The sequence below is a fragment of the Kitasatospora sp. NPDC101176 genome, assembly GCF_044768035.1.
GTDB lineage: Bacteria > Actinomycetota > Actinomycetes > Streptomycetales > Streptomycetaceae > Kitasatospora.
Genome location: NZ_JBIWPA010000012.1, coordinates 170,027 through 194,091, shown reverse-complemented (window position 1 = coordinate 194,091; position 24,065 = coordinate 170,027). Strand labels below are relative to the sequence as shown.

The following is a 24,065-nucleotide window of genomic DNA, read 5'->3' as shown; positions in this document are numbered from 1 at the left end:
CGGGCGCCGCACGGGCGTACGAGCAGGGCGCCGCCCGGCCTGGTCCGGGTCGTGGTGCGGGCCCGGGCCGTGGCGGCCGGCCGCTCACTCCGGCACCGAGTCGCGGACCGGGAGCGCGTGGGTGGCACCGGTCAGTTCGAGCATCCTGAGCACCATCGGCCGCGGGCCGGCGAGCTCGACCCGGCCGCCCCCGGCCACCGCCCGCTTGTGGGCGCGGAGCATCACGTTGAGACCGCTGGAGTCGCAGAACTCCAGGCCCGCGCAGTCGAGCACGACCACGGTGCCGGGGACGGCCAGGACGGCGTCCAGGGCCACGGTCAGGGCGCCGGCCGTGTCGAGGTCCAGCTCGCCCACGAGGGTGAGGACGGTGCCGCGGTCCCACGGGCGGGCGACCGCGGTGAACCCGAGCGTCTCCGGTACGGGCTGCGCGGCCCTGGGTCGGCGCGTCATGGCGGCGGCCCCCTTCCTTTCCCGGGCCGTCCACGGCGACGGCTCCCCGCCCCACGGGTATCCGCTGCGGGGAACCGGAAACGCCGCGGGGGTCTCAGGCCCGGTGGGCCCCGTCGGCCGGGCGGCCCAGCGGCGACGGCACCTCCAGCCAGACCGCCTTCCCCGCGCCCTCGGGCAGCGATCCCCAGGACCGGGCCAGGCGGTCCACCACCCGCAGCCCGTGGCCGCCGGGCCGGCCAGGGTCGATGAGCGGCTGCAGCCTCGGCGGCACCGGGCTGGCGTCGACGACCTCCACCCGCAGCCGCTCGCCGTCCCAGCGCAGCCGCAGCTCCCGCGGCCCCCCTGCGTGCAGGCACGCGTTGGTGACCAGTTCCGAGACCATCAGCAGGACGTCCTCCGTCACGGCCTGCCGCTCGTCGTCGAGCGCCGGCAGCCAGTGCCACGTGACCAGGGCCGAGAGGCTGAACTCGCGGCAGCGCGCCACCGCCCCGTCGGCCCCGTCCAGGACCAGCCGCCTGATCCGCTCGGCACCCGGCGTCCGTCCGGGATCGTGCGGGAGCCCGTCCGCGGCACGTGTCACACCGGCCTCCTCACGTCGGGTCGGCGACGGACTCGGACGCCGGGCCGGCCGTGCCCAGCGCGGCGTCGAGGTCCGGGTGGATGCGCAGGACGGTGTCGGCCCCGGTGATCTCGAACAGCCTGGCCACCACCCCGCGCGCACCTGCCAGCTCAAGACGCACCCCGTCCGCCTCGGTGTCCTGACGCGCACGGAGCAGCAGGTTCAGCCCGGTCGAGTCGCAGAACCGCAGACCGGCGAGGTCGACGACGATCCGCCGCTCGTCCTCCTCCCCGGGCCCGGCGAGCGCCGCGCGCAGGGTGTCCGCCGTGTCGCGGTCCAGCTCGCCCTGGACGGAGACCACCCGGACCGGGCCCTCCCGCCGCGCCGTGACCCGCAGCCCACCGGGGCCCTGCTCCTCCGCGCCCGCACCGGGCGGTTCGGCTGACCGTGGCATGGCGGGCTCCTGGTCGGGTTGCGGCGGCGGCGTGCCGTCCCGACCATCATGCCGCGCACGGCCCCGGGATGCGCGGACGGACGGCGTCCACCCGTCCGGCGCCCGCGCCGAGGCGTGCGCCGTGCATGGAACAGCCGTGCATGGAACACCGGAGTCCGGGCACACGCGGCCCCGGGCGGGCACCGCCCTGACCGCGAGACGAGAGGAGCCCCGTCGTGGGTACCGACGACAAGCTGCGCAATGCCGCCGACAAGGCCAAGGGCAAGGTCAAGGAGGTCACCGGGCGGGCCACCGGGGACCGCTCGATCGAGGCGAAGGGCCACGCCGAGCAGGCGAAGAGCGACCTCAAGCAGGCCGCCGAGAAGATCAAGGACGCCGGCCGGCACTGACCAGGCGCCGGGCGGCCGCCCCGCGGCGGCCTGCGCGGCCCGAGGAGGCGAGAGACGTGGACGACAGCTCGCAGGACCCCCCGGTGCGGGTGGAGACGCCCGAGTCCCGGATGACCGGGGAGGGCGGCAGGCTTCCACCCGAGCAGGAGAAGCGCAAGGGGCCGGAGGACGGCCCTGAGTACGAGGTGACCGACCCGGTCGAGGAGCCGCGACCGCACGGCCGGTCCGGCCGCCCGGGGCCTCCGGACAGATGATCACAGCACCGCCCGGCGCACTCCGGCGAACGGGTGGTCCGGCACGGTGATCCGGCGCGCGGCGGCGTCGCCTCCGGGACGCGGCCGCGCGCCGGGCGGTAGACCTGGGGGCCGCCCGCCGCACCGGCGGGCCGGCCGCCCGGGAGCGGCAGGGGCGGGAGCGGCAGCACGGTCGGACCGTCGATGCGGTGACGGCCGGTGCCCACGGCGCCCTGCTCCCCCCGGGGCTCCCGGCGGTGGGCCGCCGGGGGCACGGCCGCCGCCCGACCGGGCGGCCCCGCCACACGACCGAGACGACGACCCCAGGGAGGCGGCCCGTGCGCGACACCGGCCACCGACCGCCCCGGCCGGCCGCCGGGCGGCGGCCCCGCGTGCCCGCGCCCCGGCCCCGGCCGGCCCCGCCCCGCGCCACCGTCCCGCCCGGGCTGCGGACGGCGGCCGCCTACACCTGGCGGCTGCTCCTGTTCGGCATCACCGGCTACCTCGTGGTGCAGGTCCTGGGTGAGCTCCAACTCCCGGTCGTCGCCCTGTTCCTGGCGCTGGTGATCACCTCCGTGCTACGGCCGCTGGTCGATCTGCTGGCCCGGCTGATGCCGCGCGCGCTCGCCGTGCTGGTGTCCTTCCTGACCGCGATCGCGCTGGTCCTGGGGGTGCTCACGCTGGTCGGCACGACGGTGGCGGGCGAGTGGAGCCGGCTGGGCGAGGAGCTGCACGGTGGCCTGGCCCGGCTCGACCACTCGTTGAGCGGCGCGCCGTTCCACGTCCGTCCGGGCACCGTCACCGACTTCCGGTCCAAGCTCGGCGAGTTCCTCTCCGAGCACCGGTCCACGCTGATCAGCACCGCGATCAGCAGTGCCGGCCGGGTCGTCGAACTGGTCACCACGGCCGCCCTCGGCCTGTTCTGCTCGGTGTTCTTCCTGCACTCCGGCGACCGGATGTGGGGCTGGGCGGAGCGCCAACTACCCGCCGGGGCACGGTCGGTGTGGAGCCGGGCGGGGCGGGTCGGCTGGCAGACCTTCGCCGGGTACACCCGGGGCGTGCTGATCGTCGCGTCGACCAACGCCGTACTGGTCGGCATCGCCCTGTCGGTGCTCGGCGTCCCGCTGGTGCTGCCGTTGACGGTGCTGGAGTTCGTCGCCGCGCTCGTCCCCCTGATCGGATCGCCGATCGCGCTGGCCATCGCCTCGCTGGTCGCCCTGGCCGTGCGCGGGCCGGTGGTCGCCCTGCTGGTGCTCGGACTGATCGTGGTGATCGGCCAGATCGAGGGCCACCTGCTGCACCCCCTGGTACTGGGCTGGTCGGTCCGGATCCACCCCGTGGCGGTGGCCCTGTCCGTCACCGGCGGCGCCGTCCTGGCCGGGGTGCTGGGCGCGGTCGTGGCGGTGCCCGTGGTCTCGGTGGCCTGGGCCGTGATCAGCGAGCTGCGCGACGGCAGCCCGGCCGCACCACCCCGGGCCCCACCACCGGCGGGGAAGCCGCACCCCGGCCGGCGCTGATCGGGGGCACCGCGGCCCGGGTCAGCGGTCCTGGTGCCGGATCTGCAGGCCCGGGCGGCGGCGGTGCACCGTGAGGTAGGAGACGCCCCGGTCGCCCGCGGTGAGGCTGCGGGTGGAGCCGTGCGGCAGCCAGAACAGGCCGCCCTCGGTGAGCGGCTGCCGGTCCGGGCCCGCCTGCAGGGTGGCGTCACCGGCGACGACCAGGACGAGGACGTCGAGGTCCGGTTCGGTGTGGGTGTCGATGCGGCCGCCCGGCGGGACGTGGACGAGGTTGGCGTCCAGCTGCCGGCCGGGCTCGGCCAGCCGCCACAGCGCCCCCGCCGGTGCCGGGTCGAGCGCCGCGAGCGCCCTGGTGTCGCAGAGCAGCTTGGGGACGGGGGCGCCGCCCGCGGCGGGGGGCTCGGTGCGTTCTCCGGTCATCTGAGGTCACCCGTCGATTCGTGGGCTGGGCTGAGCAGGGCAGGGCAGGGCAGGGGACGATTCTCCCCTGGAGAGGGACCGGGCACGCGACCCGGTCCGGCGTCACAGCGGGATGGTCATGCCCTCCTCGGCCGCGGTCACCTCGCCCGGGAAGGCCTCGCGCGCCTCGGCGATCGACCGTGCCCGGTCGGCCCCGGGCCAGAAGTGGGTGAGCAGCAGGCGGTCGACGCCGCACCGCCCGGCCCAGGACCCGGCGTCCGCGGCGCTCATCAGGTACGGGTCCGCGGCCGGCCCGCCCTGCAGGGTCGCGCCGGCGACGAACAGGTCCGCTCCGGCCGCCAGCCGCTCCAGCGCCGGGCCCGGTCCGGCGTCGCCGCTGTAGGCGAGGGTCAGGCCCGGAGCCGTCAGCCGGACGCCCGCGTGCAGGACGTGGTGCGGCAGCGGCTCGGCGTCCAGACGCAGCGGCCCCACCCGGTGCGCGGCCGGGAGGGGGTGCACGTCGAACACCTCGTGCAGGTCCTCGGTCGGCTCCATCGCCTGGACGCGTGCCACGACCCCGGGCGGGCAGTACAGCGGCACCCGCGGACCGCGCTGCAGCGCGAAGTAGCGGGCCCGGCACAGCGCGCTGAGATCGGCGCAGTGGTCGGGGTGCTCGTGGGTGACGACGACGGCGTCCACCCGGCCGTCGGGGCAGTGCTCCAGCAGCCGGGGGAAGGTCGCGTAGCCGAGGTCGAGGACCAGCCGGAACCCGTCGTACTCCAGCAGGAAGCCGCTGGCGGCCCGGCCGGCCTCGGGCCACGCCCCGCACGTCCCCAGGACAGTCAGTGCTCGCACCGGCCGATGCTCTCACGTCCGGGCGGGGCGGTGGGCCCGGTTTCCGGTTCACGGCCGCAGCAGGGTCACCTCGCGGGCGTGCGCGGACTGGACGTCCGGGGCCCAGTCGCCGGTGCAGTAGACGGAGAGCTCGTCGATCCGGCCGTCGCGGACGTCGGCACGCATCATCTCCCGGCAGTACCAGTGGCCCTGGTCGTCCGTCCAGCGCTCCTCGAACTCCACCACCAGCCCGGTCCCGGTCGCGTCGACGCGGTGGCGCGGGACGCGGCCGAGGGCGGGGTGGCTGCGCCGGCGCAGCGCGACCAGCGCGTCCGGGCCGGAGGCCTGCAGCCGCCACTGCGGCAGGCTGAGGTCGACGAGGACGTCGTCGGTGAAGAGGCCGTCGGGCGCGGTGTTGGTCTCCAGGAACCGGACGAAGAGGCCGGCCAGTTCCTCGGCGCGGGCCTGGTCGGTGGTCATGCCGCCGCCTCCTCCAGGTTGCGGCCGATGACGGCCATCGTGCGGCCGAGTTCGGCGGTGGGGCTGAACTCGACGGTCTCGGTGCCGGCGAACAGCAGCGGGAGGTGGCCGGGGGCGCCGTAGTAGCTGTCCCCGGCGCGGAAGACCTCGTCGTGGTCCGCGTAGCGGAACACGATCCGGCCGGTGAGCACCTGGCCCCAGTGCGGGCACTGGCAGCGGTCGTCGGGCAGGCCGCGGAAGAGCGGCGCCGGGTCCAGGTCCTGCTTCACGGTCTCGTAGCCGACGGTGTACGGGCCGATCTCGGCGTAGCGGCCCTCGATGACCGGCTCGTCGACCCGGAGCTCGGCCTCGGTCTTGCTGGTGCGCGGCATGGTGTCCTGCCTCGGTCTCACGGCCGTACATCCGTCGTACGGCGCCTTCGACCGACAGGCGTGAGATCGGACGGCACGGTGTGCGGCACGGCGGCACGGCGGTGGTGCACGCCGGTGTTCCGGCACGCTCCGGCCGGTGCGCTCCGGCCGGTGCGCGGTCACAGCCGCCAGTCGGGCGGGTCCTCCGGGGCGTAGACGCAGAGCGTGCCGGTGCGCACGGCGGTGTCCAGGTGCCGGCCCAGTTCGGGGTGGTCGGCGGCGATCCGGCGGACGGCGGCACGGATCCGGGCGGTGACGGCGGTGCGGGCGCGCTCGGCGGGCGAGCCGGTGCGGCGGACCCGGCCGCCGAGCCCGTAGGCGGCCGAGAGCTGGGCGACCAGCGCGTCGCGCTCGACGGCGATCCGCTCGGAGCGGTGCGGGTCGGCCGCGGCGTCGGCCTCCTCGGCCTCGGCCGCCAGCTCCTGCAGGCGACGCCGGTAGGCGGAGCGGGCGGTGGCGTCGAGGAGTTCGCCGGTGTCGCCCTCGGGGTGCAGGCCCTCGGCCGGCCCGGGGGCGGCGGCGGGCGCGGCGGCCAGTTCCACGGCGGGCACGGGCGTACCGGGCCGGGCGAGCAGGACGGCGAGGTCGTGCAGGCCCTTGCTGTCGGGCAGCCGGGTGTCACGGCCGGCGTAGGCCAGGTGCCAGAGCGGGCCCTCTCGCCGGAAGACCGCGCCGTCCCGGCCGGCCGGGGGCGGGAGCGCGGCGGGCCCGGGCCTGGTCTCCTCGGCGATCCGCTCCGCCAGTGCCACCGCGCCCGCCGCCCCGGCCGCCCGCAGCGCCCGTTCCCGGTGCGAGCGGGCCCGGGCGGCGTCGCCGCCGGCCGCCGCGAGCAGCGCCAGGTGGCGGTGGACGGGACCGCGGACGGCCGCGCCGATGCCCTCCACCGCGAACAGCTCGGCGTACGGGGCGAGCAGCCGGTACAGGGTGTCCGCCGCCGGGTGCCCGCCGATGAGGCCGACGGTCTCGGCGGCCTGGGCCAGCATCGGCAGCCACTCGCTGTCCCGGGGCGCCCCGCCGATCCGGGGGGCGACCGCCGTCAGCCGGCGCCCGGCCTCCTCCCGGTCGCCGAGCTGGGCGGCGATCAGGGCGAGGGTGACGCGGGGCCAGACGCCGGAGTGCTGCTCCAGCACGGTGGCGTCCACGCGGCTGCCGCGCAGCCCGTCGAGGTCGCCGCCCTGGGCGGCCAGGCACCAGCGCTGGGTGGCGGCGAGCAGCGCGGCGTTGCCGCTGCCGGCCCGCCGCCCCAGCTCCGCCACCTCCTCGACGGCGGCGGCGCAGTCCGCGTACCGGCCCTCCATGAGGGCCCGGGCGCCGCGCCACAGCGGCACGTACCAGGCGTACAGCGGGCGGCGCAGCGGGCGCACGACGGAGTCGAACCGGTCGGCCTCGGCGTCGGCCGCGGCGAAGTCGCCGGTCTCCATCAGGGCGACCAGCCGCAGCCGGCGGCCGAGGAGTTCCAGCACCGGGTCGTGGCGGGCCCGGGCGGCGGCGACGATCCCGGCGGACCAGTCGAGCCGGTCCCGGCAGCGGTCGGGCCCGGGCGCGGCGTCGCAGCGGGCGGCGAGCGCGGGCCCGAGGACGGCGGGGTCGTCGAGCCGGCGGGCGGTGCGGACGGCCTCCTCGGCGAGGGCGAGCCGGTGCTGCTCCGGTTCGACCAGGGCGGTGGCGAGGGAGAGCCGGGCGGTGACGCAGGCGCGCAGGCCTTCCTGGTCGGGACGGGCCGCGAGGGCGGTGCGGGCCTCGGCGAGCAGCTCCTGCTGCTCCTGGTCGGCGAGGTCGACCTCGAAGCCGACCGGGCCGGTGCCGAGCCCGAGGGCCGCCCGGGCCAGCAGGTCGGGGCGGCCGGCCGGGCCGGCGAGCGCGGCGGCCCGCAGCAGTGCGGCGCGGGCGGCCGCCGGCTCCCCGCTGCCCAGTTCGGCCCCGCCGAGCCCGAGCAGCACCTCGACGAGCTCCGCGCCGTCCGCGGCCCCGGCGGCGGCCCGGTACCAGCGGGCCGCCTCCTCGTACGCGCCCAGGGCCTCGGCCTGCTCGGCGGCCGACCGCGCGTACCGGGCCGCCTCGGCCGCGTGTCCGGGGCCGGCCAGCCGCAGGTGGTGCGCGGCCTCGGCCGGCCCGGTGTCCCTGCCCCGCCGGCAGTGCCCGGCGAGGACGGCGCCCACCGCGGCGTGCAGGCCGGTGCGCTCGCCGGGGCTCAGCGTGCCGTACACGGCCTCGCGCAGCAGGTCGTGCCGGAAGGTGCCGCCGTCGGCCGTGAGCTCGGCCAGCAGCCCGGCCCCGGCGGCCTCGTCGAGGGCGGCCCGCACCGCCGCGAGCGGCACCGCGGCGGCCTCCGCCAGCACGTCCGGCCGGAACGGGCTGCCGAGTACGGAGGCGAGCCGGAGCAGCCGGGCGGCGGGCGGCGACAGCTCGGCGATCCGGGCCTGGACGGCGATCCGCACGCCGACCACGGGCGGCCCGGGGTCGAACCGGTCGGCGTCCGGACCCCCGCCGGCTCCGGGGCCGCGGGCGCGCACGAGCTCCGTGACGAAGAAGGCCTCACCACCGGTGCGCCGCACGAGCTCCCGCAACGCCGCGGGGGCGGGTCGGCGGCCCGTGGCGGCCTCGACCAGGCCGGCCACGTCCGCATCGCGCAGCGGCCCCAGTGGCAGGCTGCGGCCACGGCGCAGCAGCTGGGCGCGCGCCCAGCCGCGGTCCTGCCAGGCCGGGTCGTCGTCACGGGCGGTGGTGAGCAGCAGGAGCGGGGCGGTGCGCGCCGCGTCGGCCACGTCCAGCAGCAGGCGCAGCGAGGAGGCGTCGGCCGCGTGCACGTCGTCGAGGACCAGCAGCAGCGGCCGGCTCCGGGCGGCCGTCGCCAGCAGCCGGGCGAGGTCCCCGGCGAGCCGCAGCCGGGCCGCCTCCGGATCGGTGGCGGACGGGGCCCCCGCCGGGTCCTCCGGTGCGGCGCCGGCCTGCAGGGCCCGCAGCGGTGGCGAGGCGGCCGTGAGGCGCCCGCACCCCACGTCGTCGGCGGCCAGCTCGCCCACCACCCGCGACCAGGGCCGGAAGGCGCGACCGGCGGTGTCGGGCGGGCACCACGTCCAGAGCACCCGGAAGCCCTCGGCGTGCCCGGTGGCCTCCTCCGCGGTCCGGGTCTTCCCGACGCCGGCCGCCCCGGTCAGGACGACCAGCCCGCCGCGGCCGGCCGCCGCCCGCGTCAGCGCGTCGCGGAGCTCCCCCAGCACGTCCTCGCGCCCCACGAACGGGTAACTCGCGGCCACGGCACCACCCGTCTGCTCGGTCCTCCGCTTCGAGGGTAGCCACCGCTCCGCCGGGCCGGCCGGTGAGTCGGGCGTCCGGCCGGGTGAACGGACGGCGCGGCGGGGCGGGTGGGTCCGGGGGGCGCCGGTGGCGGGGCGATGATCGCCGGGTTCCCGGACGCCCACACCGCCGGAGGCCGGCATGCGGATCCTGCTCCTCGCCAGCGCGTTCAACAGCCTCAGCCAGCGGGTTCACGCCGAGCTGCGCGACCTGCGGCACACCGTGGAGGTCCGGCTGGCCGGGGACGACGCCGCGCTGCGGGAGGACGTGCGCCGTCTGGAGCCGGACTGCGTGCTGGCGCCGATGCTGCGCAGCGCGATCCCCCGGGACGTCTGGTCGGCGGTGCCCTGCCTGGTGGTCCATCCCGGTCCACCGGGCGACCGCGGCCCCTCCTCGCTCGACCGGGCCGTCCAGGAGGGCGTCAGCGAGTGGGGCGTGACGGTGTTGCAGGCGGAGGAGGAGATGGACGCCGGGCCGGTCTGGGCCTGGGCGCCGTGCCGCCTCGTGCCCGGTCTCGGCAAGGGCGACCTCTACCGCAACGAGGTCTCCGACGCGGCCGTGCGCGCGGTCCTGCTCGCCGTCGAGCGCCTCGCCTCCGGCGACTACGCGCCGCGTCCGCAGCACGGCCCGGACTGGCGGGTGGCGGTGCGCACCCGCCCGTTCCTGCGCCAGGAGGAGCGGCGGATCGACTGGGCCGGCCACTCCACCGAGGAGGTGCTGCGCCGTCTGCACGCGGCCGACTCCCAGCCCGGTGTGCTGGACGCGTTCTGCGGCGGCGAGTGGTACCTGCACGGCGGGCACCCCGAGCCGGGCCTGCGCGGCCGCCCGGGTGACGTGCTGGCCACCCGGGACGGCGCGGTCTGCCGGGCGACCTCGGACGGCGCGGTGTGGATCCCCGAGCTGCGCCGGCGCCGCGCCCCGGGCGGCCCGGAGACCTTCCGGCTGCCGGCGGTCACGGCGCTGGGCCCGTTGCTGCCCCGGGTGCCGGAGTTCTCGGCGCCGCTGATGCCGGCGGAGGACGGGCGCCCGGAGTGGGCGGACGTCCACTACCGCGAGGAGGGCCCGGTCGGCTTCCTGCAGTTCTCCTTCCCGGGCGGCGCGATGTCCACGGAGCAGTGCCGGCGGCTGCTGTCGGCCTACCGCTTCGCGCTGGGCCGGCCGACCTCGGTCGTGGTGCTCGGCGGCGGGCGGGACTTCTTCTCCAACGGCATCCACCTGAACGTGATCGAGGCGGCGCCGGATCCGGCGGGCGAGTCCTGGGCGAACATCACGGCGATGGACGACCTCGTCGCCGAGGTGCTCACCACCACCGACCGGCTGGTGGTCGCGGCGCTGGGCGGGAACGCGGCGGCCGGCGGGGTGATGCTGGCGCTCGCCGCGGACGAGGTCTGGTGCCGCCGGGGCGCGGTGCTCAACCCGCACTACCGGCTGATGGGCCTGTACGGCTCGGAGTACTGGACGTACTCGCTGCCGCGCCGGGTCGGGGCGGCCGAGGCGGAGCGGCTGACGGCGCAGGCGCTGCCGCTGTCGTCGGCGACGGCGCAGCGGATCGGCCTGGTCGACCGGGTGCTGCCCTGCGGGCCGCAGGAGTTCGGGCCGGCCGCGGCCCGGCTGGCCGGGCTGCTCGCGGCTTCGCCGACCGCCCAGCAGCGGATCGCCGCCAAGAAGGCCGCCCGCGAGCACGACGAGCTGGCCAGGCCGCTCGCCGCGTACCGGGAGGAGGAGCTGGCGGTGATGCGGCAGCAGTTCTTCTCCCCCGAAGAGCCGTACCACGCGCTGCGGTCCGCGTTCGTCCGCAAGCGGCCCGCGACGGCCCGGTCCGCGGCGCCACGGTGACCCGAACGGCCCCGGCCGGCTTGCGCCCGCGGGGCACTCCTCCCGGCCGTGCGGACCGGCGGGCGCCGCGAACCGTTGCTATGACTGGCTTCGAGCCATTTCCTCCGGCTCCCATCCCCGAGGAGGCATCCTCATGGGTGCTGCAAGTACCGACACCGACGTGGTGCACATTCTCTGGATCAACGCCGGTCTCAGCTGTGACGGCGACTCCGTCTCGCTGACCGCCGCGATGCAGCCGAGCATCGAGGAGATCGTCACCGGCGCGCTCCCCGGCCTGCCCAGGATCGCGGTGCACTGGCCGCTGATCGACTTCGAGTGCGGACCCGTCCAGGGCGCCGACAACTTCGTCGAGTGGTTCTTCAAGGCCGACCGCGGCGAGCTGGACCCGTTCGTCCTGGTCGTCGAGGGGTCGATCCCCAACGAGAAGATCAAGAAGGAGGGATACTGGTGCGGGTTCGGCGACGACCCCGCGACCGGCCAGCCCATCACCACCAGTGAGTGGCTGGACCGCCTCGCCCCCAAGGCGACCGGCGTGGTGGCGATCGGCACCTGCGCCACGTACGGCGGCATCCACGCGATGGCCGGCAACCCGACCGGCGCCATGGGCGTGCCGGACTACCTCGGCTGGGACTGGAAGTCCAAGGCCGGTCTGCCGATCGTCTGCGTGCCGGGCTGTCCGATCCAGCCCGACAACTTCTCCGAGACGCTCACCTACCTGCTGTACCAGCTGGCCGGCTCCGCGCCGATGATCCCGCTGGACGACAAGCTGCGGCCGACCTGGCTGTTCGGCGCCACCGTCCACGAGGGCTGCGACCGCGGCGGCTACTACGAGCAGGGCCAGTTCGCCACCGACTACGGCACGCCCGAGTGCCTGGTGCGGCTCGGCTGTTGGGGCCCGGTCGTCAAGTGCAACGTCACCAAGCGCGGCTGGATCAACGGCGTGGGCGGCTGCCCGAACGTGGGCGGCATCTGCATCGCCTGCACGATGCCGGGCTTCCCGGACAAGTTCATGCCGTTCATGGACCCGCCGCCCGGTTCGCGGGTCTCCACCGGCGCCAGCTCCGCCTACGGGGCCGTCATCCGCCGGCTGCGCGAGATCACCCAGAAGACCGTCGACAAGGAGCCGAAGTGGCGGCACCGGGGCAATCGGCTGACCACCGGTTACCGACCGCCCTGGTGACGCCCGGGGGCCGCACGCCCGCGGGCGTGCGGCCCGTCGCCGCCGACCACCTCCCCCGCTCGCAGAGAAGGGCACCACACACACGATGGCACCGACGACCAAGGCGGCCGGCGACGGCAGCGGCCTGACCGAGATGTCCTGGGACCCGATCACCCGGATCGTGGGCAGCCTGGGCATCCACACCAAGATCGACTTCAAGCAGAAGCGGGTCGCGGAGTGCTACAGCACCTCCTCCGTCTTCCGCGGCTACAGCGTCTTCATGCGCGGCAAGGACCCGCGCGACGCGCACTTCATCACCAGCCGGATCTGCGGGATCTGCGGCGACAACCACGCCACCTGCTCGGTCTACGCCCAGAACATGGCGTACGGCGTGAAGCCCCCGCACCTCGGCGAGTGGATCATCAACCTCGGCGAGGCCGCCGAGTACATGTTCGACCACAACATCTTCCAGGAGAACCTGGTCGGGGTCGACTACTGCGAGAAGATGGTCCGCGAGACCAACCCCGGCGTGCTGGAGCTCGCCGAACGCACCGAGGCGCCGCACGCCGGCGACCACGGGTACAAGACCATCGCCGACATCATGCGCTCGCTCAACCCGATCGAGGGCGAGTTCTACCGCGAGGCGCTGCAGGTCAGCCGGTACACCCGGGAGATGTTCTGCCTGATGGAGGGCCGCCACGTGCACCCCTCCACGCTCTACCCGGGCGGCGTCGGCACGGTGGCGACGGTGCAGCTGTTCACCGACTACCTCACCCGGCTGATGCGCTACGTGGAGTTCATGAAGAAGGTCGTGCCGCTGCACGACGACCTCTTCGACTTCTTCTACCAGGCGTTGCCCGGCTACGAGGAGGTCGGCCGGCGGCGGGTCCTGCTCGGCTGCTGGGGCAGCCTCAACGACCCGGACCACTGCGACTTCACGTACCGGAACATGACGGACTGGGGGCGCCGGATGTTCGTCACCCCCGGCGTGGTCGTCGACGGCAAGCTCGTCACCAACGACCTGACCCAGATCAACCTCGGCATCCGGATCCTGCTCGGCAGCTCCTACTACGAGGACTGGCAGGGCAAGGAGCTCTTCGTCACCCACGACCCGCTGGGCAACCCGGTCGACCCCCGGCACCCGTGGAACCAGCACACCATCCCCCAGCCGCAGAAGCGGAACTTCGACGACAAGTACAGCTGGGTGATGTCCCCCCGCTGGTTCGACGGCACCGACTACCTCGCCCTGGACACCGGCGGCGGCCCGATCGCCCGGCTGTGGTCCACCGCGCTCTCCGGCCTGGTCGACATCGGCTACGTCAAGGCCACCGGGCACAGCGTGGTGATCAACCTCCCCCGCTCCATGACCAAGCCGGAGACCACCTTCGAGTGGAAGATCCCGCAGTGGAGCAACGCCATCGAGCGCAACCGCGCCCGCACCTACTTCCAGGCCTACGCGGCCGCCGCCGCCCTGCACTTCGCCGAGAAGGCGCTGGCCGAGGTCCGGGCCGGACGCAGCCAGACCTGGGAGCGCTTCGAGGTGCCGGACGAGTCGATCGGCTGCGGCTTCACCGAGGCCGTGCGCGGCGTGCTCTCGCACCACATGGTGATCCGCGACGGCAAGATCGCCAACTACCACCCCTACCCGCCGACCCCGTGGAACGCCAGCGTCCGCGACAGCTTCGGCACCCCCGGCCCGTACGAGGACGCGGTGCAGAACACCCCGATCTTCGAGGAGAACAGCCCGGAGAACTTCAAGGGCATCGACATCATGCGCGCCGTACGCAGCTTCGACCCCTGTCTGCCCTGCGGCGTGCACATGTACGTCGGCAACGGGCGCACCCTGCAGACCATGCACGTGCCCACCGGCCTGAGCGGGCTGACCGCGTGACGGCCGAGCAGACCGGGCTGCGGATCCAGGAGGCCCTGGACGCGCTGGCCGGCAGCGGCGCCGAACAGGCGGCCGAGCAGCTGGTCCGCGAGCTGATGGAGTTCTACGGCGAGGGCCTGGCCCGGCTCGTCCCCGAACTGCCCCCGCCCGCCCTGTCCCGGCTGCTGGACGACCCGGCGGTGGCCGGGCTGCTGATCCTGCACGAGCTGCACCCCGAGGACGTGGACACCCGGATCCGCCGGGCGCTCGACTCCCTGCCCGAACCCCTCGAGGTGCTCGGGTTCGAGCCGGCCGCCGGCACGCTGCGGCTGCGCCGGACCGCCTCCGGCTGCGGCTGCGGCGAGGCCGAGGTGGAGGCCGCGCTCGCCTGCCACGCCCCCGAGGTGACGTCCCTGGAGCTGGAACGGGCCCCGCAGCTGCTGCAGATCGGCACCCGGCCGCCGCTGGCCGCGGAGGCCCGATGACAGGCCGACCGCTGCCCCGGGCCGGCAGCGCCCTGCTGCGCCGGCTGCGCGAGCCGGCCCCGCCGCTGCCCGAGCGGTGCGGGTTCTGCGGCCAGGGCCTGCCACCCGGCCACCGCCACCTGGTGGACACCGAACAGCGCGCGCTGACCTGCGCCTGCACCGCCTGCGGCCTGCTGTTCCAGCAGCCGGGCGCCGCCGCCGGGCGCTACCTCGCGGTGCCGGACCGCCACCTCAGCGACCCGGACACCCGGCTGGACGAGCGGGCCTGGACGGCGCTGGGGATCCCGGTCGGCACCGCGTTCCTGTTCCGCAACACCGCGCTGGGCCGGCCGGTCGCCTGCTACCCCGGGCCGGCCGGCGCCACCGAGAGCGAACTGACCGAGGAGGCCTGGAGCGCCGCCCTCGGCAGCAGCCGGCTGGCGGCCGCCCTGGCACCGGACGTCGAGGCGCTGCTGCTGCACCGCGAGGCCGACCGGGTCAGCTGCCTGCTGGTGCCGATCGACGCCTGCTACGAGCTCGTCGGCCGGCTGCGCCGGTGCTGGCACGGCTTCGACGGCGGACCGGAGGCCCGCGCCGAACTCGACGCCTTCTTCGCGCGGCTGGCCGCCCGGGCCCGCCCGCTGCCCGCGGAGGTGACGGCGTGAGCGCCCTCGGTTTCGGCTGCACCGCGGTGCGCTCCGACCCGTACGCGGCCGTGCCGACCCTGGTGTTCCGGCTGCGGATCACCGCCGCCCCCGGCACCCGGGTGCACGCCCTCGCGCTGCGCTGCCAGCTGCGCATCGAACCCGGACGCCGGCCGTACGGCGAGGCGGAGGGCGAGCGGCTCGCCGACCTGTTCGGCGAGCGGGAGCGCTGGGCGACCACGCTCAACCCGATCCAGCTCGCCACCGTGCCGCTGATGGTCCCCGGCTTCACCGAGGAGACCGAGGTCGACCTGCCCGTCCCGTGCAGCTACGACCTGGAGGTCGCCTCCGCCCGCTACTTCCGGGCCCTGGACGGCGGCGAGGTGCCGCTGCTGCTGCTCTTCTCCGGCACCGCCTTCAGCGGCCCCGGCGGCTTCCAGGTCACCCCGGTGCCCTGGGACCGGGAGGCCTCCGTCCGGATGCCGGTGAGGGTCTGGCGCGAGGCCGTCGACCAGCACTTCCCCGGCTGCGGCTGGCTGCGGCTGCCGAACGACCTGATGGACGCCCTGCTCGCGTACCGCTCCCGACGGGCCCTGCCCTCCTGGGAGGCGACGGTACGCGAGCTGCTCACCGCGGCCGGGGGGACGGCCGTCGACGACATCGTGAAGGAGGGAGTCCGGTGAGCGCCTTCCCGAGCGGGATCGAGCAGGGCTTCGCGACCGCCCGGCAGATCGCCGACGCGGTGCTGCTCGAGGGCTACGTGCTCTACCCGTACCGCGCCTCGGCCGCCAAGAACCGGCTGCGCTGGCAGTTCGGCGTGCTCGTCCCGCCCGAGTACGGCGCGCGCGGCGGCGAGCACTCCCACCAGCGCACCGAGTGCCTGCTGGAGCCGCGCGGGGACGACGACCGGCTGGCGGTCGAACTGCGCTTCCTACGGGCCCAGCGCCGCACCGTCGAACAGACCGCCGCCATCGGCGGCTTCGAGCCGGTGGAACGCCTCGAACTGGCCGACCGGGTGCTCGTCCCCTGGGACGAGGGCGTCGAGGAGAAGGTCGAACTCCTCCTCGAAGTCAAGGAGTTGACCGGGCAGGGGGTGATGCGACCGTTCCGGCTACCGGCCACCGCGGCACTGGAGCTGGTGCGCGAGAACGGCACCGCCATCGGCCGGCTGGCCCGCCGCCGCGAACAGGTCGACGGCCTGCTCCGGGTGACCGCCGAGGAGCTGCCCGGGCCGTTCCGGGCGCTGCGGCTGACCGTCGTGGTGGAGAACACCTCCGACTGGACGCCGCCCCGCGGCGCCGACCGCGAGGAGGCGCTGCCCCGCTCGCTGGTCTCCGCCCACCTGCTGCTCGGGCTGGAGCACGGCAGCTTCCTGTCCGTCACCGACCCGCCCGAGTGGGCCCGCCCGGCCGTCGAGAAGTGCCGCAACGAGCACACCTGGCCGGTGCTGGCCGGGCCGGACGGCGGGCGCCGGGTGCTGCTCTCCTCGCCGATCATCCTCGAGGACCACCCGCAGATCGCCCCGGAGAGCCTCGGCACCCTCTACGACGCCACCGAGATCGACGAGATCCTGGCCCTGCGGACCGCGGCCCTCACCGACCAGGAGAAGCGCGAGGCCCGCGGCACCGACGAGCGGGCCGGCGCCGTGATCGACCTGGCGGAGTCCATGCCGCCCGAGGTGCTGGAGCGGCTGCACGGCGCCGTGCGCGGGCTGCGCGAGGTCACCGGCGGATCCGCCGCGGGCGAGCAGCCCTGGTGGGACCCGGGCAACGACCCGCACGTCGACCCCGAGCAGGACCGCGTCATGGTCGACGGCACGCCGGTCGGCGCCGGCAGCCGGGTGGTGCTGCGGCCCGGGCGGCGGCGCACCGACGCCCAGGACCTCTTCCTGCACGGGCGCAGCGCCGTCGTGGAGGCCGTGCTGCACGACGTCGACGGGTCGGTGCACCTGGCCGTCACGGTGGACGACGACCCGGGCGCGGACCTGTGGCGCGCGCAGGGGCGGTTCCGCTACTTCCAGCCCGACGAGGTCACCCCGCTGGACGGCCCCGCCCCGGTGGTGGAGCCGTGAGCGGCGCGACGGTGCTGGTCGCCGGCGTGGGCAACGTCTTCCTCGGCGACGACGGGTTCGGGGTGGAGGCCGTCCGCCGGCTCGCCGCCCACCCGGTGCCGCCGGGCGTCGAGGTGGTCGACGTCGGCGTGCGCGGGGTCGACCTGGCGTACCGGCTGCTCGACGGGTACCGCACCGCGGTGCTGGTCGACGCCACCTGCCGGGGCGGCCCGCCGGGCACCGTCTACCTCATCGAGGCGGCCGCCGAGCCGCTGGAGGTACCGGTCCTGGACGGGCACCGGATGGGGCCGGACGCCGTGCTCGGCCTGCTGGCCACCCTCGCCGCCGGCACCGGTGGCGAACCGCCCGGGCGGGTGCTGGTGGTCGGCTGCGAGCCGGCGTCGCTCGAGGAGGGCATCGGGCTGAGCGCCCCCGTCACCGCCGCCGTCGAGGAGGCGGTCCACGTGATCCTGCGGGTCCTGGACGAGGCCACGCAACCGGAGAGGGAGACGACACCATGCTGAGAAGACTGTTCTGCGCGGGCCTGCTGGCCGGCATCGGCGTGCTGGTCTGGCAGAGCCTGCCCGACCTCAAGCGCTACCTGCGCATCTCGCGGATGTAGCACCCGCCGGCAGGCCTTGCCGGACGGGCCCGGCGGGCGGCCGCCGGGCGCGGATTGCTGCGAACGGTGCAGCCCCGGCCGCGGTGGCGGCGCGGCTTCGGGCCGGGACCGCCACCGCGCCCTGTAATGGGGCCCGTCGTCGCAGCCCTGTCATGGGGCCCGTCGTCGTGCCGGGGCCGCCGCCCGTCGGCGCGCGCCGCCACCGGCTGTGGGAAGGGACCCATGCACGAGATGTCGATCGCCGCCGCCGTGGTCGAACAGGTGGACGCGGCCGCGCGCGACCACGGGGCGCCCGGCGTGGCGCGGGTGCGGCTGCAGGTCGGCGAACTGGCCGGCGTCGTCCCGCAGGCGCTCGACTTCTGCTTCGAACTGGCCTGCGCCGGAACGCTGGTGGCGGGCGCCGTGCTGCAGACCGAGTCCGTGGCGGCCCGCGCCCGCTGCACGCCCTGCGCGGTCGAGTGGCCCGTCGGCATGCCGCCGGACCTCGGCTGCCCGAACTGCGCCGGCGGCAGCGTCGAGCTGCTGACCGGGCGCGAGCTGCAGATCCTCGACGTCGAGTGGGCCGAGCGCCCCGGCGTCCAGGCCGATCAGAAAGGCTGATGCCGATGTGCCGCACGGTCGACCTCCGTCAGGCGGTCCTCGCCCGCAACGACGGCAGCGCACGGGAGCTGCGGGCGGCCCTGGCCGCGCGCGGCACGGTCGCGGTGAACCTGATGTCCAGCCCCGGCAGCGGCAAGACCGCGCTGCTGGAGGCCGAACTGGGCCTGGCCCGGCGGCGCGGGGTGCCGGTGGCCGCGCTCACCGCCGACCTCGCCACCGAGAACGACGCGCTGCGGCTGGCCCGTTCGGGCGCGCTGGTGAAGCAGGTGCTCACCGACGGGCTCTGCCACCTGGAGGCGGAGATGCTCGCCGGGCACCTCGCCGACTGGCTGCCGGACGACACCCGGCTGCTCTTCGTGGAGAACGTCGGCAACCTGGTCTGCCCGGCCTCCTACGACCTCGGGGAATCGCTGCGGGTGGCGCTCGCCTCGGTGACCGAGGGCGAGGACAAGCCGCTCAAGTACCCGACCGCGTTCGGGCTGGCCAACCTGGTGCTGGTGACCAAGGCCGACCTCGCCGCCGCGGCCGAGTTCGACGAGGCGGCGTTCCGGGCGAACGTCACCCGGGTCAACCCCGGGGTGGAGGTCGTCCTCACCTCGGCCCGGCGCGGCCAGGGCGTCGGTGTGCTGCTGGACCGGGCGCTGGCCGTCCTGGACGGGGCCGTGCCGCACCGGCCGGTGATGGCGGCCGACCACGCCGGATCCGGGCACGGGCATGCGCACCCGCACGGCCACGGGCATGCGCACGGCCATGGGCACCCGCACGACCACGGGCATCCGCACCAGGGCGAGGACGGGGAGCGCCGGGACCCGACCGCCGCGGTGCGGGAGAGCGCGTGACGACCGGTCACCGGGAGCTCGGCCCCGAGCGGCGGCGGGTCGCCGTCCGGGGCCTGGTGCAGGGCGTCGGCTTCCGGCCCTTCGTCTTCACCCTGGCCGGGGAGCTCGGCCTGGCCGGCAGCGTCACCAACACCGGTGAGGGCGTCCTGGCCGAGGTCGAGGGCAGCCCCGCGGCCCTCGACGCCTTCTGCCGGCGGGTGGCCAGCGACGCGCCGCCGCTGGCCCAGGTCTCCTCGGTGGAGTCCGCGCCGCTGGCCGCCACCGGCGCCACCGGCTTCGCCATCGTCCCGTCCCGCACCGACGGCCCCAGCAGCACCCTCATCCCGCCCGACGTGGCCGTCTGCGCCGACTGCCTGGCCGAACTCGCCGACCCGGCCGACCGCCGCCACCGGCACCCGTTCATCAGCTGCACCAACTGCGGGCCCCGCCACACCATCGTCACCGGCCTGCCCTACGACCGGGCCAGCACCACCATGGCCGGCTTCCCGATGTGCCCCGACTGCGCCCGGGAGTACACCGACCCCGCCGACCGCCGCTTCCACGCCCAGCCGGTGGCCTGCCACGCCTGCGGCCCCCGGCTCACGCTCACCGTGCCCGGGAGCGACGACCTGACCGGGGAGGAGGCGCTCGGCGGGGCGCGCCGGCTGCTCGGCGCCGGGGCCGTCCTCGCCGTCAAGGGGATCGGCGGCTACCACCTGGCCTGCGACGCGCGCGACGCCGAGGCCGTCGCCCTGCTGCGGCGGCGCAAGCGACGCGGCGACAAGCCGTTCGCCCTGATGGCCCGCGACCTCGCCACCGTCGAGCGCCTGCTGCCGCTCCACCCGGTCGAACGCGAGCTGCTCACCGGGCCGGTGCGGCCGATCGTGCTGCTGCGCCGCGTCGGCACACCGCTGCCCGGCCTCGCGGCGGTCGCCCCGGGCAGCCCGGACCTCGGGGTGATGCTCCCCTACACGCCGCTGCACCACCTGCTGCTCGCCCCGCCCGGACCGGACCTCCTGGTGATGACCAGCGCCAACCTCTCCGGCGAGCCCATCGTCACCGACGACGGACGGGCGCTGACCGACCTCGCCCCGCTCGTCGACGGCTGGCTCACCCACGACCGGCCGATCCACGTCCCCTGCGAGGACTCGGTGGTGCGGGTCGTCGACGGTGAGCTGCTGCCGCTGCGCCGCTCCCGCGGGTACGCGCCGCTGCCGATCCCGCTGCCGGTGCCGGTCCGTCCGGCCCTGGCCGTCGGCGGCGACCTCAAGAACGTCTTCGCCCTCGCCCGCGACGGCTACGCCTGGCTCTCCGGCCACATCGGGGACATGGACGACCTGGCCACCCTGCGCGCCTTCGACCGCGCCGTCGCCCAGCTCGGAACGGTCAGCGGAGTGCGGCCCGAGCTGCTGGTCACCGACCGGCACCCGGGGTACCGCTCGGTGCGGCACGCCGGACGCGTCGCCGCCGGCCGGCCCGTCCGGCGGGTGCAGCACCACCACGCCCACATCGCCGCGGTGATGGCCGAGCACGGCCTGGACGGCCGGCGCCCCGTCCTCGGCCTGGCCTTCGACGGCACCGGCTACGGCGAGGACGGTGCGGTCTGGGGCGGCGAGGTGCTGTTGGCCGACTACGCCGGCTTCCGACGCCTGGCCCACCTCGCCTACGTGCCGCTGCCCGGCGGTGACGCGGCGGTCGAGCGCCCGTACCGGACGGCGCTCGCGCACCTGTACGCCGCCGGGCTGCCGCGGAGCGCCGGACTGCCGCCGGTGGAGGCCTGCCAGGGCAAGGAACTCGATCTGCTCGAAAAGCAGTTGGAGCGCAATCTGAACTGTGTGCCGACCTCCAGCATGGGCCGCCTGTTCGACGCGGTCTCCTCGCTCGCGGGGATCTGCCACCGGGCCGGGTACGAGGCCCAGGCGGCGATCGAACTGGAGGCGGCGGCGGCGGAGTTCGGCCCGGCGCCCGGCTACGCCTTCGGGCTGCGGCCGGAGGCCGGGGGCTGGATCGCCGACCCCGGACCGGTCCTGGCCGCGGTGGTGGCGGACGTCCGGGCCGGCGCGCCCGCCGGACTGGTGGCCGCGCGCTTCCACGACGCGGTCGCCCGGTTGGCGCGGACGGTCTGCGCGGCCGTCCGCGACCGGCACGGCACGACCACGGTGGCGCTCAGCGGCGGCGTCTTCGCCAACGCGCTGCTCTCCTCGGCCTGCGCCCGCGGCCTCGGCGAGGACGGCTTCACCGTACTGCGGCACCGCCGGGTGCCGCCCAACGACGGAGGACTGGCGCTCGGCCAGCTGATGGTGGCCGCCCGCGCGGCGGCCGCCCGGGAGGAGTGAGTGCGGATGTGCCTGGCGGTGCCCGGCAGGGTGACGGAGGTCTCGGAACGCGACGGGACCAGGATGGCGGTCATGGACTTCGGCGGGGTCGTCAAGGACGTGTGCCTGGAGTACCTGCCCGACCTCGGGGTCGGCGAGTACGCGATCGTGCACGTCGGCTTCGCGCTGCAGCGCCTGGACGAGGAGTCGGCCCGGCGCACCCTGCAGCTGTTCGAGGAACTCGGGCTGCTGCAGGAGGAGTTCGGAGACCCCTGGGAGGCGGCGGGAGCGGCGGAGGAGGCCGGGCGATGAAGTACCTGGAGGAGTTCCAGAACCCCGAGCTGGCGGCCGGCCTGCTCGCCGACATCCGGGCCACGGTCACCCGGCCGTGGGCCCTGATGGAGGTGTGCGGCGGCCAGACGCACAGCATCATCCGGCACGCCATCGACCAACTCCTGCCAGAGGAGGTCGAGTTGATCCATGGCCCGGGCTGCCCGGTGTGCGTCACCCCGCTGGAGGTGATCGACCGGGCGCTGGCCATCGCCGCCCGCCCCGAGGTCGTCTTCTGCTCCTTCGGCGACATGCTCCGGGTGCCCGGCACCGACCGCGACCTCTTCCGGGTGCGCGGCGAGGGCGGCGACGTCCGGGTGGTGTACTCACCGCTGGACGCGCTGCGGATCGCCCGGGAGAACCCCGACCGGGAGGTCGTCTTCTTCGGCATCGGCTTCGAGACCACCGCCCCGCCCAACGCCATGGCCGTCCACGTGGCCCGGAAGCAGGGGCTGCGCAACTTCAGCATGCTCGTCTCGCACGTCCGGGTGCCCCCGGCGATCGAGGCGATCATGAACTCGCCCGACTGCCGGGTGCAGGGATTCCTCGCCGCCGGACACGTCTGCAGCGTGATGGGCACCGACGAGTACCCGGCGCTGGCGGAACGCCACCGCGTGCCCATCGTCGTCACCGGCTTCGAACCCCTCGACATCCTGGAGGGCATCCGGCGCACCGTCCGGCAGCTGGAGCGCGGCGAGCACACCGTCGACAACGCCTACCCGCGCGCCGTACGGCCCGAGGGCAACCCGGCGGCCCGGGCCATGCTCGAGGACGTCTTCGAGGTGACCGACCGCGCCTGGCGGGGCATCGGCGTCATCCCGCAGAGCGGCTGGCGGCTCTCCCCCCGCTACCGCGACCACGACGCCGAGCACCGCTTCGACGTCTCCGGGATCACCACCCGCGAACCCGCCCAGTGCCGCAGCGGCGAGGTGCTCCAGGGCCTGCTCAAACCCCACGAGTGCGAGGCCTTCGGCACCACCTGCACCCCGCGCACCCCGCTCGGCGCCACCATGGTCTCCAGCGAGGGCGCCTGCGCCGCGTACTACCTCTACCGGCGCCTGGGCGTGCCGGCCGCACCCCAGGAGGCGAGCCCCGTTGGCTGACACCGAGACCCTCACCGGGGCGGACGCCCGGGCCGCGGCCGCCCCCGACCTCTCCGGCTGGAGCTGCCCGCTGCCGCTGCGCGACCACCCCCGGGTCGTGATGGGACACGGCGGCGGCGGGGCGATGTCCGCCGAACTCGTGGAGAACCTCTTCGCGCCCGCGTTCGGCGGGCCCGCCCTCGCCGGCCTCGGCGACTCCGCCGTCCTGGAACTCGGCGGCGCCCGGCTCGCCTTCTCCACCGACTCCTACGTCGTGCGCCCGCTGTTCTTCCCCGGCGGCAGCATCGGCGACCTCGCCGTCAACGGGACCGTCAACGACCTCGCCATGAGCGGGGCCCGGCCGGCCTACCTGTCCTGCGGGTTCATCCTGGAGGAGGGCGTGGAGATGGCGGTCGTCGACCGGGTCGCCAGGGCGCTCGGCGCCGCCGCACGCGCCGCCGGGGTCGAGGTGGCCACCGGGGACACCAAGGTGGTCGAGTCCGGACACGGCGACGGGATCTACCTCAACACCGCCGGCATCGGGCTCGTCCCGGCCGGGGTGGACATCCGGCCGCAACGGGCCGCCCCGGGCGACGTGGTGATCGTCAGCGGTGCGATCGGACTGCACGGGGTGGCCATCATGAGCGTCCGCGAGGGCCTCGAGTTCGGGGTCGAGGTCCAGAGCGACTGCGCGCCCCTGGGCGGACTGGTCGAGGCGATGCTGGCCGTCACCCCCGACCTGCACGTCCTGCGCGACCCCACCCGGGGCGGGCTGGCCGCGGCGCTCAACGAGATCGCCGCGGCGGCCGGGGTCGGCGTCGTCATCAGCGAACGGGCCGTCCCCGTGCCGCCGCAGGTCGCCAACGCCTGCGCCGTGCTGGGCCTCGACCCGATGTACGTCGCCAACGAGGGCAAGCTCGTCGCCTTCGTCCCGCGCCGGGAGGCCGACGCCGTCCTCGACGCCATGCGCGCCCACCCGCTCGGCGCCGGCGCCGCCGTGATCGGCGAGTGCGTCACCGACCACCCGGGCATGGTCGTGGCCCGCACCGGGTTCGGCGGCACCCGCGTGGTCGACCTCCCGATGGGCGAGCAGCTGCCGCGCATCTGCTGACCCGTCGGGGGGACGTACGGCGGCCGGGGCCGCCCCCCGGGGGGGGGGCGGGCCCCCCCCGGGGGGGGGCGGGGGCCCCGGCCCCCGCCCCCGGGGGGGGCCGTCCGGGCCCCGCCCCCGCCCCCCCCACCGGGGCCACCTG

General features: G+C 75.9%; 26 protein-coding genes. 18 read left to right on the top strand and 8 right to left on the bottom strand.

Going from position 1 to position 24,065, the window contains the following annotated elements:
• Positions 1 to 84: 84 nt before the first annotated feature.
• From ACIRS1_RS19255 to ACIRS1_RS19245, 3 genes are all read right to left on the bottom strand, one after another.
• On the bottom strand, positions 85 to 450 hold the full coding sequence (locus ACIRS1_RS19255; RefSeq protein WP_402841177.1) for an STAS domain-containing protein: 366 nt from the start codon (positions 448 to 450) through the stop codon (positions 85 to 87).
• A 94-nt stretch (positions 451 to 544) separates the two neighbouring features.
• Positions 545 to 1,030: an ATP-binding protein gene (locus ACIRS1_RS19250; protein ID WP_402841175.1), complete on the bottom strand. Its 486-nt coding sequence runs from the start codon at positions 1,028 to 1,030 to the stop codon at positions 545 to 547.
• Positions 1,031 to 1,040: 10 nt separating this feature from the next.
• Positions 1,041 to 1,463 carry an STAS domain-containing protein gene (locus ACIRS1_RS19245; protein ID WP_402841173.1) on the bottom strand — a complete coding sequence of 141 codons (423 nt, stop codon included), beginning with the start codon at positions 1,461 to 1,463 and terminating at the stop codon, positions 1,041 to 1,043.
• Positions 1,464 to 1,678: 215 nt separating this feature from the next.
• On the opposite strand from ACIRS1_RS19245, the gene ACIRS1_RS19240 reads away from it, so the two are divergent.
• The 3 genes from ACIRS1_RS19240 to ACIRS1_RS19230 all read left to right on the top strand — a co-directional run bounded on the left by ACIRS1_RS19240 (position 1,679) and on the right by ACIRS1_RS19230 (position 3,602).
• The gene (locus ACIRS1_RS19240; RefSeq protein ID WP_402841170.1) at positions 1,679 to 1,852 is read left to right on the top strand and encodes a CsbD family protein; all 174 of its coding nucleotides are present in this window, start codon (positions 1,679 to 1,681) and stop codon (positions 1,850 to 1,852) included.
• 56 nt (positions 1,853 to 1,908) lie between these two features.
• Positions 1,909 to 2,106 carry a hypothetical protein gene (locus ACIRS1_RS19235; protein ID WP_402841167.1) on the top strand — a complete coding sequence of 66 codons (198 nt, stop codon included), beginning with the start codon at positions 1,909 to 1,911 and terminating at the stop codon, positions 2,104 to 2,106.
• 317 nt (positions 2,107 to 2,423) lie between these two features.
• Complete coding sequence (locus ACIRS1_RS19230; protein ID WP_402841165.1) at positions 2,424 to 3,602, top strand: AI-2E family transporter; 1,179 nt, start codon at positions 2,424 to 2,426, stop codon at positions 3,600 to 3,602.
• Between the two features lie 21 nt (positions 3,603 to 3,623).
• Here the strand turns inward: ACIRS1_RS19230 and ACIRS1_RS19225 are convergent, their stop codons facing one another.
• The 5 genes from ACIRS1_RS19225 to ACIRS1_RS19205 all read right to left on the bottom strand — a co-directional run bounded on the left by ACIRS1_RS19225 (position 3,624) and on the right by ACIRS1_RS19205 (position 8,982).
• Positions 3,624 to 4,022, bottom strand: a complete 399-nt coding sequence (locus ACIRS1_RS19225) for a hypothetical protein (RefSeq protein ID WP_402841162.1) — start codon at positions 4,020 to 4,022, stop codon at positions 3,624 to 3,626.
• 102 nt (positions 4,023 to 4,124) lie between these two features.
• Positions 4,125 to 4,856, bottom strand: coding sequence for an MBL fold metallo-hydrolase (locus ACIRS1_RS19220; RefSeq protein WP_402841159.1), 732 nt, complete (start codon positions 4,854 to 4,856; stop codon positions 4,125 to 4,127).
• A gap of 48 nt (positions 4,857 to 4,904) precedes the next feature.
• Positions 4,905 to 5,315: a hypothetical protein gene (locus tag ACIRS1_RS19215; RefSeq protein WP_360219937.1), complete on the bottom strand. Its 411-nt coding sequence runs from the start codon at positions 5,313 to 5,315 to the stop codon at positions 4,905 to 4,907.
• The gene (locus ACIRS1_RS19210) at positions 5,312 to 5,707 is read right to left on the bottom strand and encodes a hypothetical protein (RefSeq protein ID WP_360219939.1); all 396 of its coding nucleotides are present in this window, start codon (positions 5,705 to 5,707) and stop codon (positions 5,312 to 5,314) included. Before ACIRS1_RS19210 ends, ACIRS1_RS19215 begins: the two co-directional genes overlap by 4 nt.
• A 137-nt stretch (positions 5,708 to 5,844) precedes the next feature.
• Positions 5,845 to 8,982, bottom strand: a complete 3,138-nt coding sequence (locus ACIRS1_RS19205) for an ATP-binding protein (RefSeq protein ID WP_402841156.1) — start codon at positions 8,980 to 8,982, stop codon at positions 5,845 to 5,847.
• Positions 8,983 to 9,163: 181 nt separating this feature from the next.
• Between ACIRS1_RS19205 and ACIRS1_RS19200 the strand changes: the two genes are divergently transcribed.
• The 15 genes from ACIRS1_RS19200 to hypE all read left to right on the top strand — a co-directional run bounded on the left by ACIRS1_RS19200 (position 9,164) and on the right by hypE (position 23,923).
• The gene (locus ACIRS1_RS19200) at positions 9,164 to 10,858 is read left to right on the top strand and encodes a hydrogenase maturation protein (protein WP_402841153.1); all 1,695 of its coding nucleotides are present in this window, start codon (positions 9,164 to 9,166) and stop codon (positions 10,856 to 10,858) included.
• Between the two features lie 133 nt (positions 10,859 to 10,991).
• A complete protein-coding gene (locus ACIRS1_RS19195) occupies positions 10,992 to 12,038 on the top strand; it encodes a hydrogenase expression protein HypE (protein ID WP_402841150.1) in 1,047 nt (348 codons plus the stop codon).
• A gap of 85 nt (positions 12,039 to 12,123) precedes the next feature.
• On the top strand, positions 12,124 to 13,908 hold the full coding sequence (locus tag ACIRS1_RS19190; RefSeq protein WP_387907697.1) for a nickel-dependent hydrogenase large subunit: 1,785 nt from the start codon (positions 12,124 to 12,126) through the stop codon (positions 13,906 to 13,908).
• Positions 13,905 to 14,372 (top strand): thioredoxin, encoded by a 468-nt coding sequence (locus tag ACIRS1_RS19185; RefSeq protein WP_402841146.1) that lies wholly within the window; start codon positions 13,905 to 13,907, stop codon positions 14,370 to 14,372. The genes ACIRS1_RS19190 and ACIRS1_RS19185 overlap by 4 nt, the downstream gene beginning before the upstream one ends.
• Positions 14,369 to 15,016, top strand: coding sequence for a DUF5947 family protein (locus ACIRS1_RS19180; protein ID WP_360219956.1), 648 nt, complete (start codon positions 14,369 to 14,371; stop codon positions 15,014 to 15,016). Before ACIRS1_RS19185 ends, ACIRS1_RS19180 begins: the two co-directional genes overlap by 4 nt.
• On the top strand, positions 15,013 to 15,678 hold the full coding sequence (locus ACIRS1_RS19175) for a DUF6084 family protein (protein WP_402841143.1): 666 nt from the start codon (positions 15,013 to 15,015) through the stop codon (positions 15,676 to 15,678). The genes ACIRS1_RS19180 and ACIRS1_RS19175 overlap by 4 nt, the downstream gene beginning before the upstream one ends.
• Positions 15,675 to 17,066 carry a hypothetical protein gene (locus ACIRS1_RS19170; RefSeq protein WP_402841140.1) on the top strand — a complete coding sequence of 464 codons (1,392 nt, stop codon included), beginning with the start codon at positions 15,675 to 15,677 and terminating at the stop codon, positions 17,064 to 17,066. Before ACIRS1_RS19175 ends, ACIRS1_RS19170 begins: the two co-directional genes overlap by 4 nt.
• A complete protein-coding gene (locus ACIRS1_RS19165) occupies positions 17,063 to 17,569 on the top strand; it encodes a hydrogenase maturation protease (RefSeq protein WP_360219965.1) in 507 nt (168 codons plus the stop codon). Before ACIRS1_RS19170 ends, ACIRS1_RS19165 begins: the two co-directional genes overlap by 4 nt.
• Entirely contained in the window at positions 17,563 to 17,667 is a 105-nt protein-coding gene (locus ACIRS1_RS19160; protein ID WP_387907690.1) for a DUF6893 family small protein, read from the top strand. Before ACIRS1_RS19165 ends, ACIRS1_RS19160 begins: the two co-directional genes overlap by 7 nt.
• A gap of 222 nt (positions 17,668 to 17,889) precedes the next feature.
• Positions 17,890 to 18,267, top strand: a complete 378-nt coding sequence (gene hypA / locus ACIRS1_RS19155) for a hydrogenase maturation nickel metallochaperone HypA (RefSeq protein ID WP_402841136.1) — start codon at positions 17,890 to 17,892, stop codon at positions 18,265 to 18,267.
• 5 nt (positions 18,268 to 18,272) lie between these two features.
• Positions 18,273 to 19,106: a hydrogenase nickel incorporation protein HypB gene (hypB, locus tag ACIRS1_RS19150; protein WP_402841134.1), complete on the top strand. Its 834-nt coding sequence runs from the start codon at positions 18,273 to 18,275 to the stop codon at positions 19,104 to 19,106.
• Positions 19,103 to 21,421 carry a carbamoyltransferase HypF gene (hypF, locus tag ACIRS1_RS19145; protein WP_402841131.1) on the top strand — a complete coding sequence of 773 codons (2,319 nt, stop codon included), beginning with the start codon at positions 19,103 to 19,105 and terminating at the stop codon, positions 21,419 to 21,421. Before hypB ends, hypF begins: the two co-directional genes overlap by 4 nt.
• A gap of 6 nt (positions 21,422 to 21,427) precedes the next feature.
• On the top strand, positions 21,428 to 21,712 hold the full coding sequence (locus ACIRS1_RS19140) for a HypC/HybG/HupF family hydrogenase formation chaperone (protein WP_360219977.1): 285 nt from the start codon (positions 21,428 to 21,430) through the stop codon (positions 21,710 to 21,712).
• A complete protein-coding gene (gene hypD / locus ACIRS1_RS19135) occupies positions 21,709 to 22,833 on the top strand; it encodes a hydrogenase formation protein HypD (RefSeq protein ID WP_402841128.1) in 1,125 nt (374 codons plus the stop codon). The genes ACIRS1_RS19140 and hypD overlap by 4 nt, the downstream gene beginning before the upstream one ends.
• On the top strand, positions 22,826 to 23,923 hold the full coding sequence (gene hypE / locus ACIRS1_RS19130; protein WP_402841126.1) for a hydrogenase expression/formation protein HypE: 1,098 nt from the start codon (positions 22,826 to 22,828) through the stop codon (positions 23,921 to 23,923). Before hypD ends, hypE begins: the two co-directional genes overlap by 8 nt.
• The last annotated feature ends 142 nt before the right edge of the window (positions 23,924 to 24,065 follow it).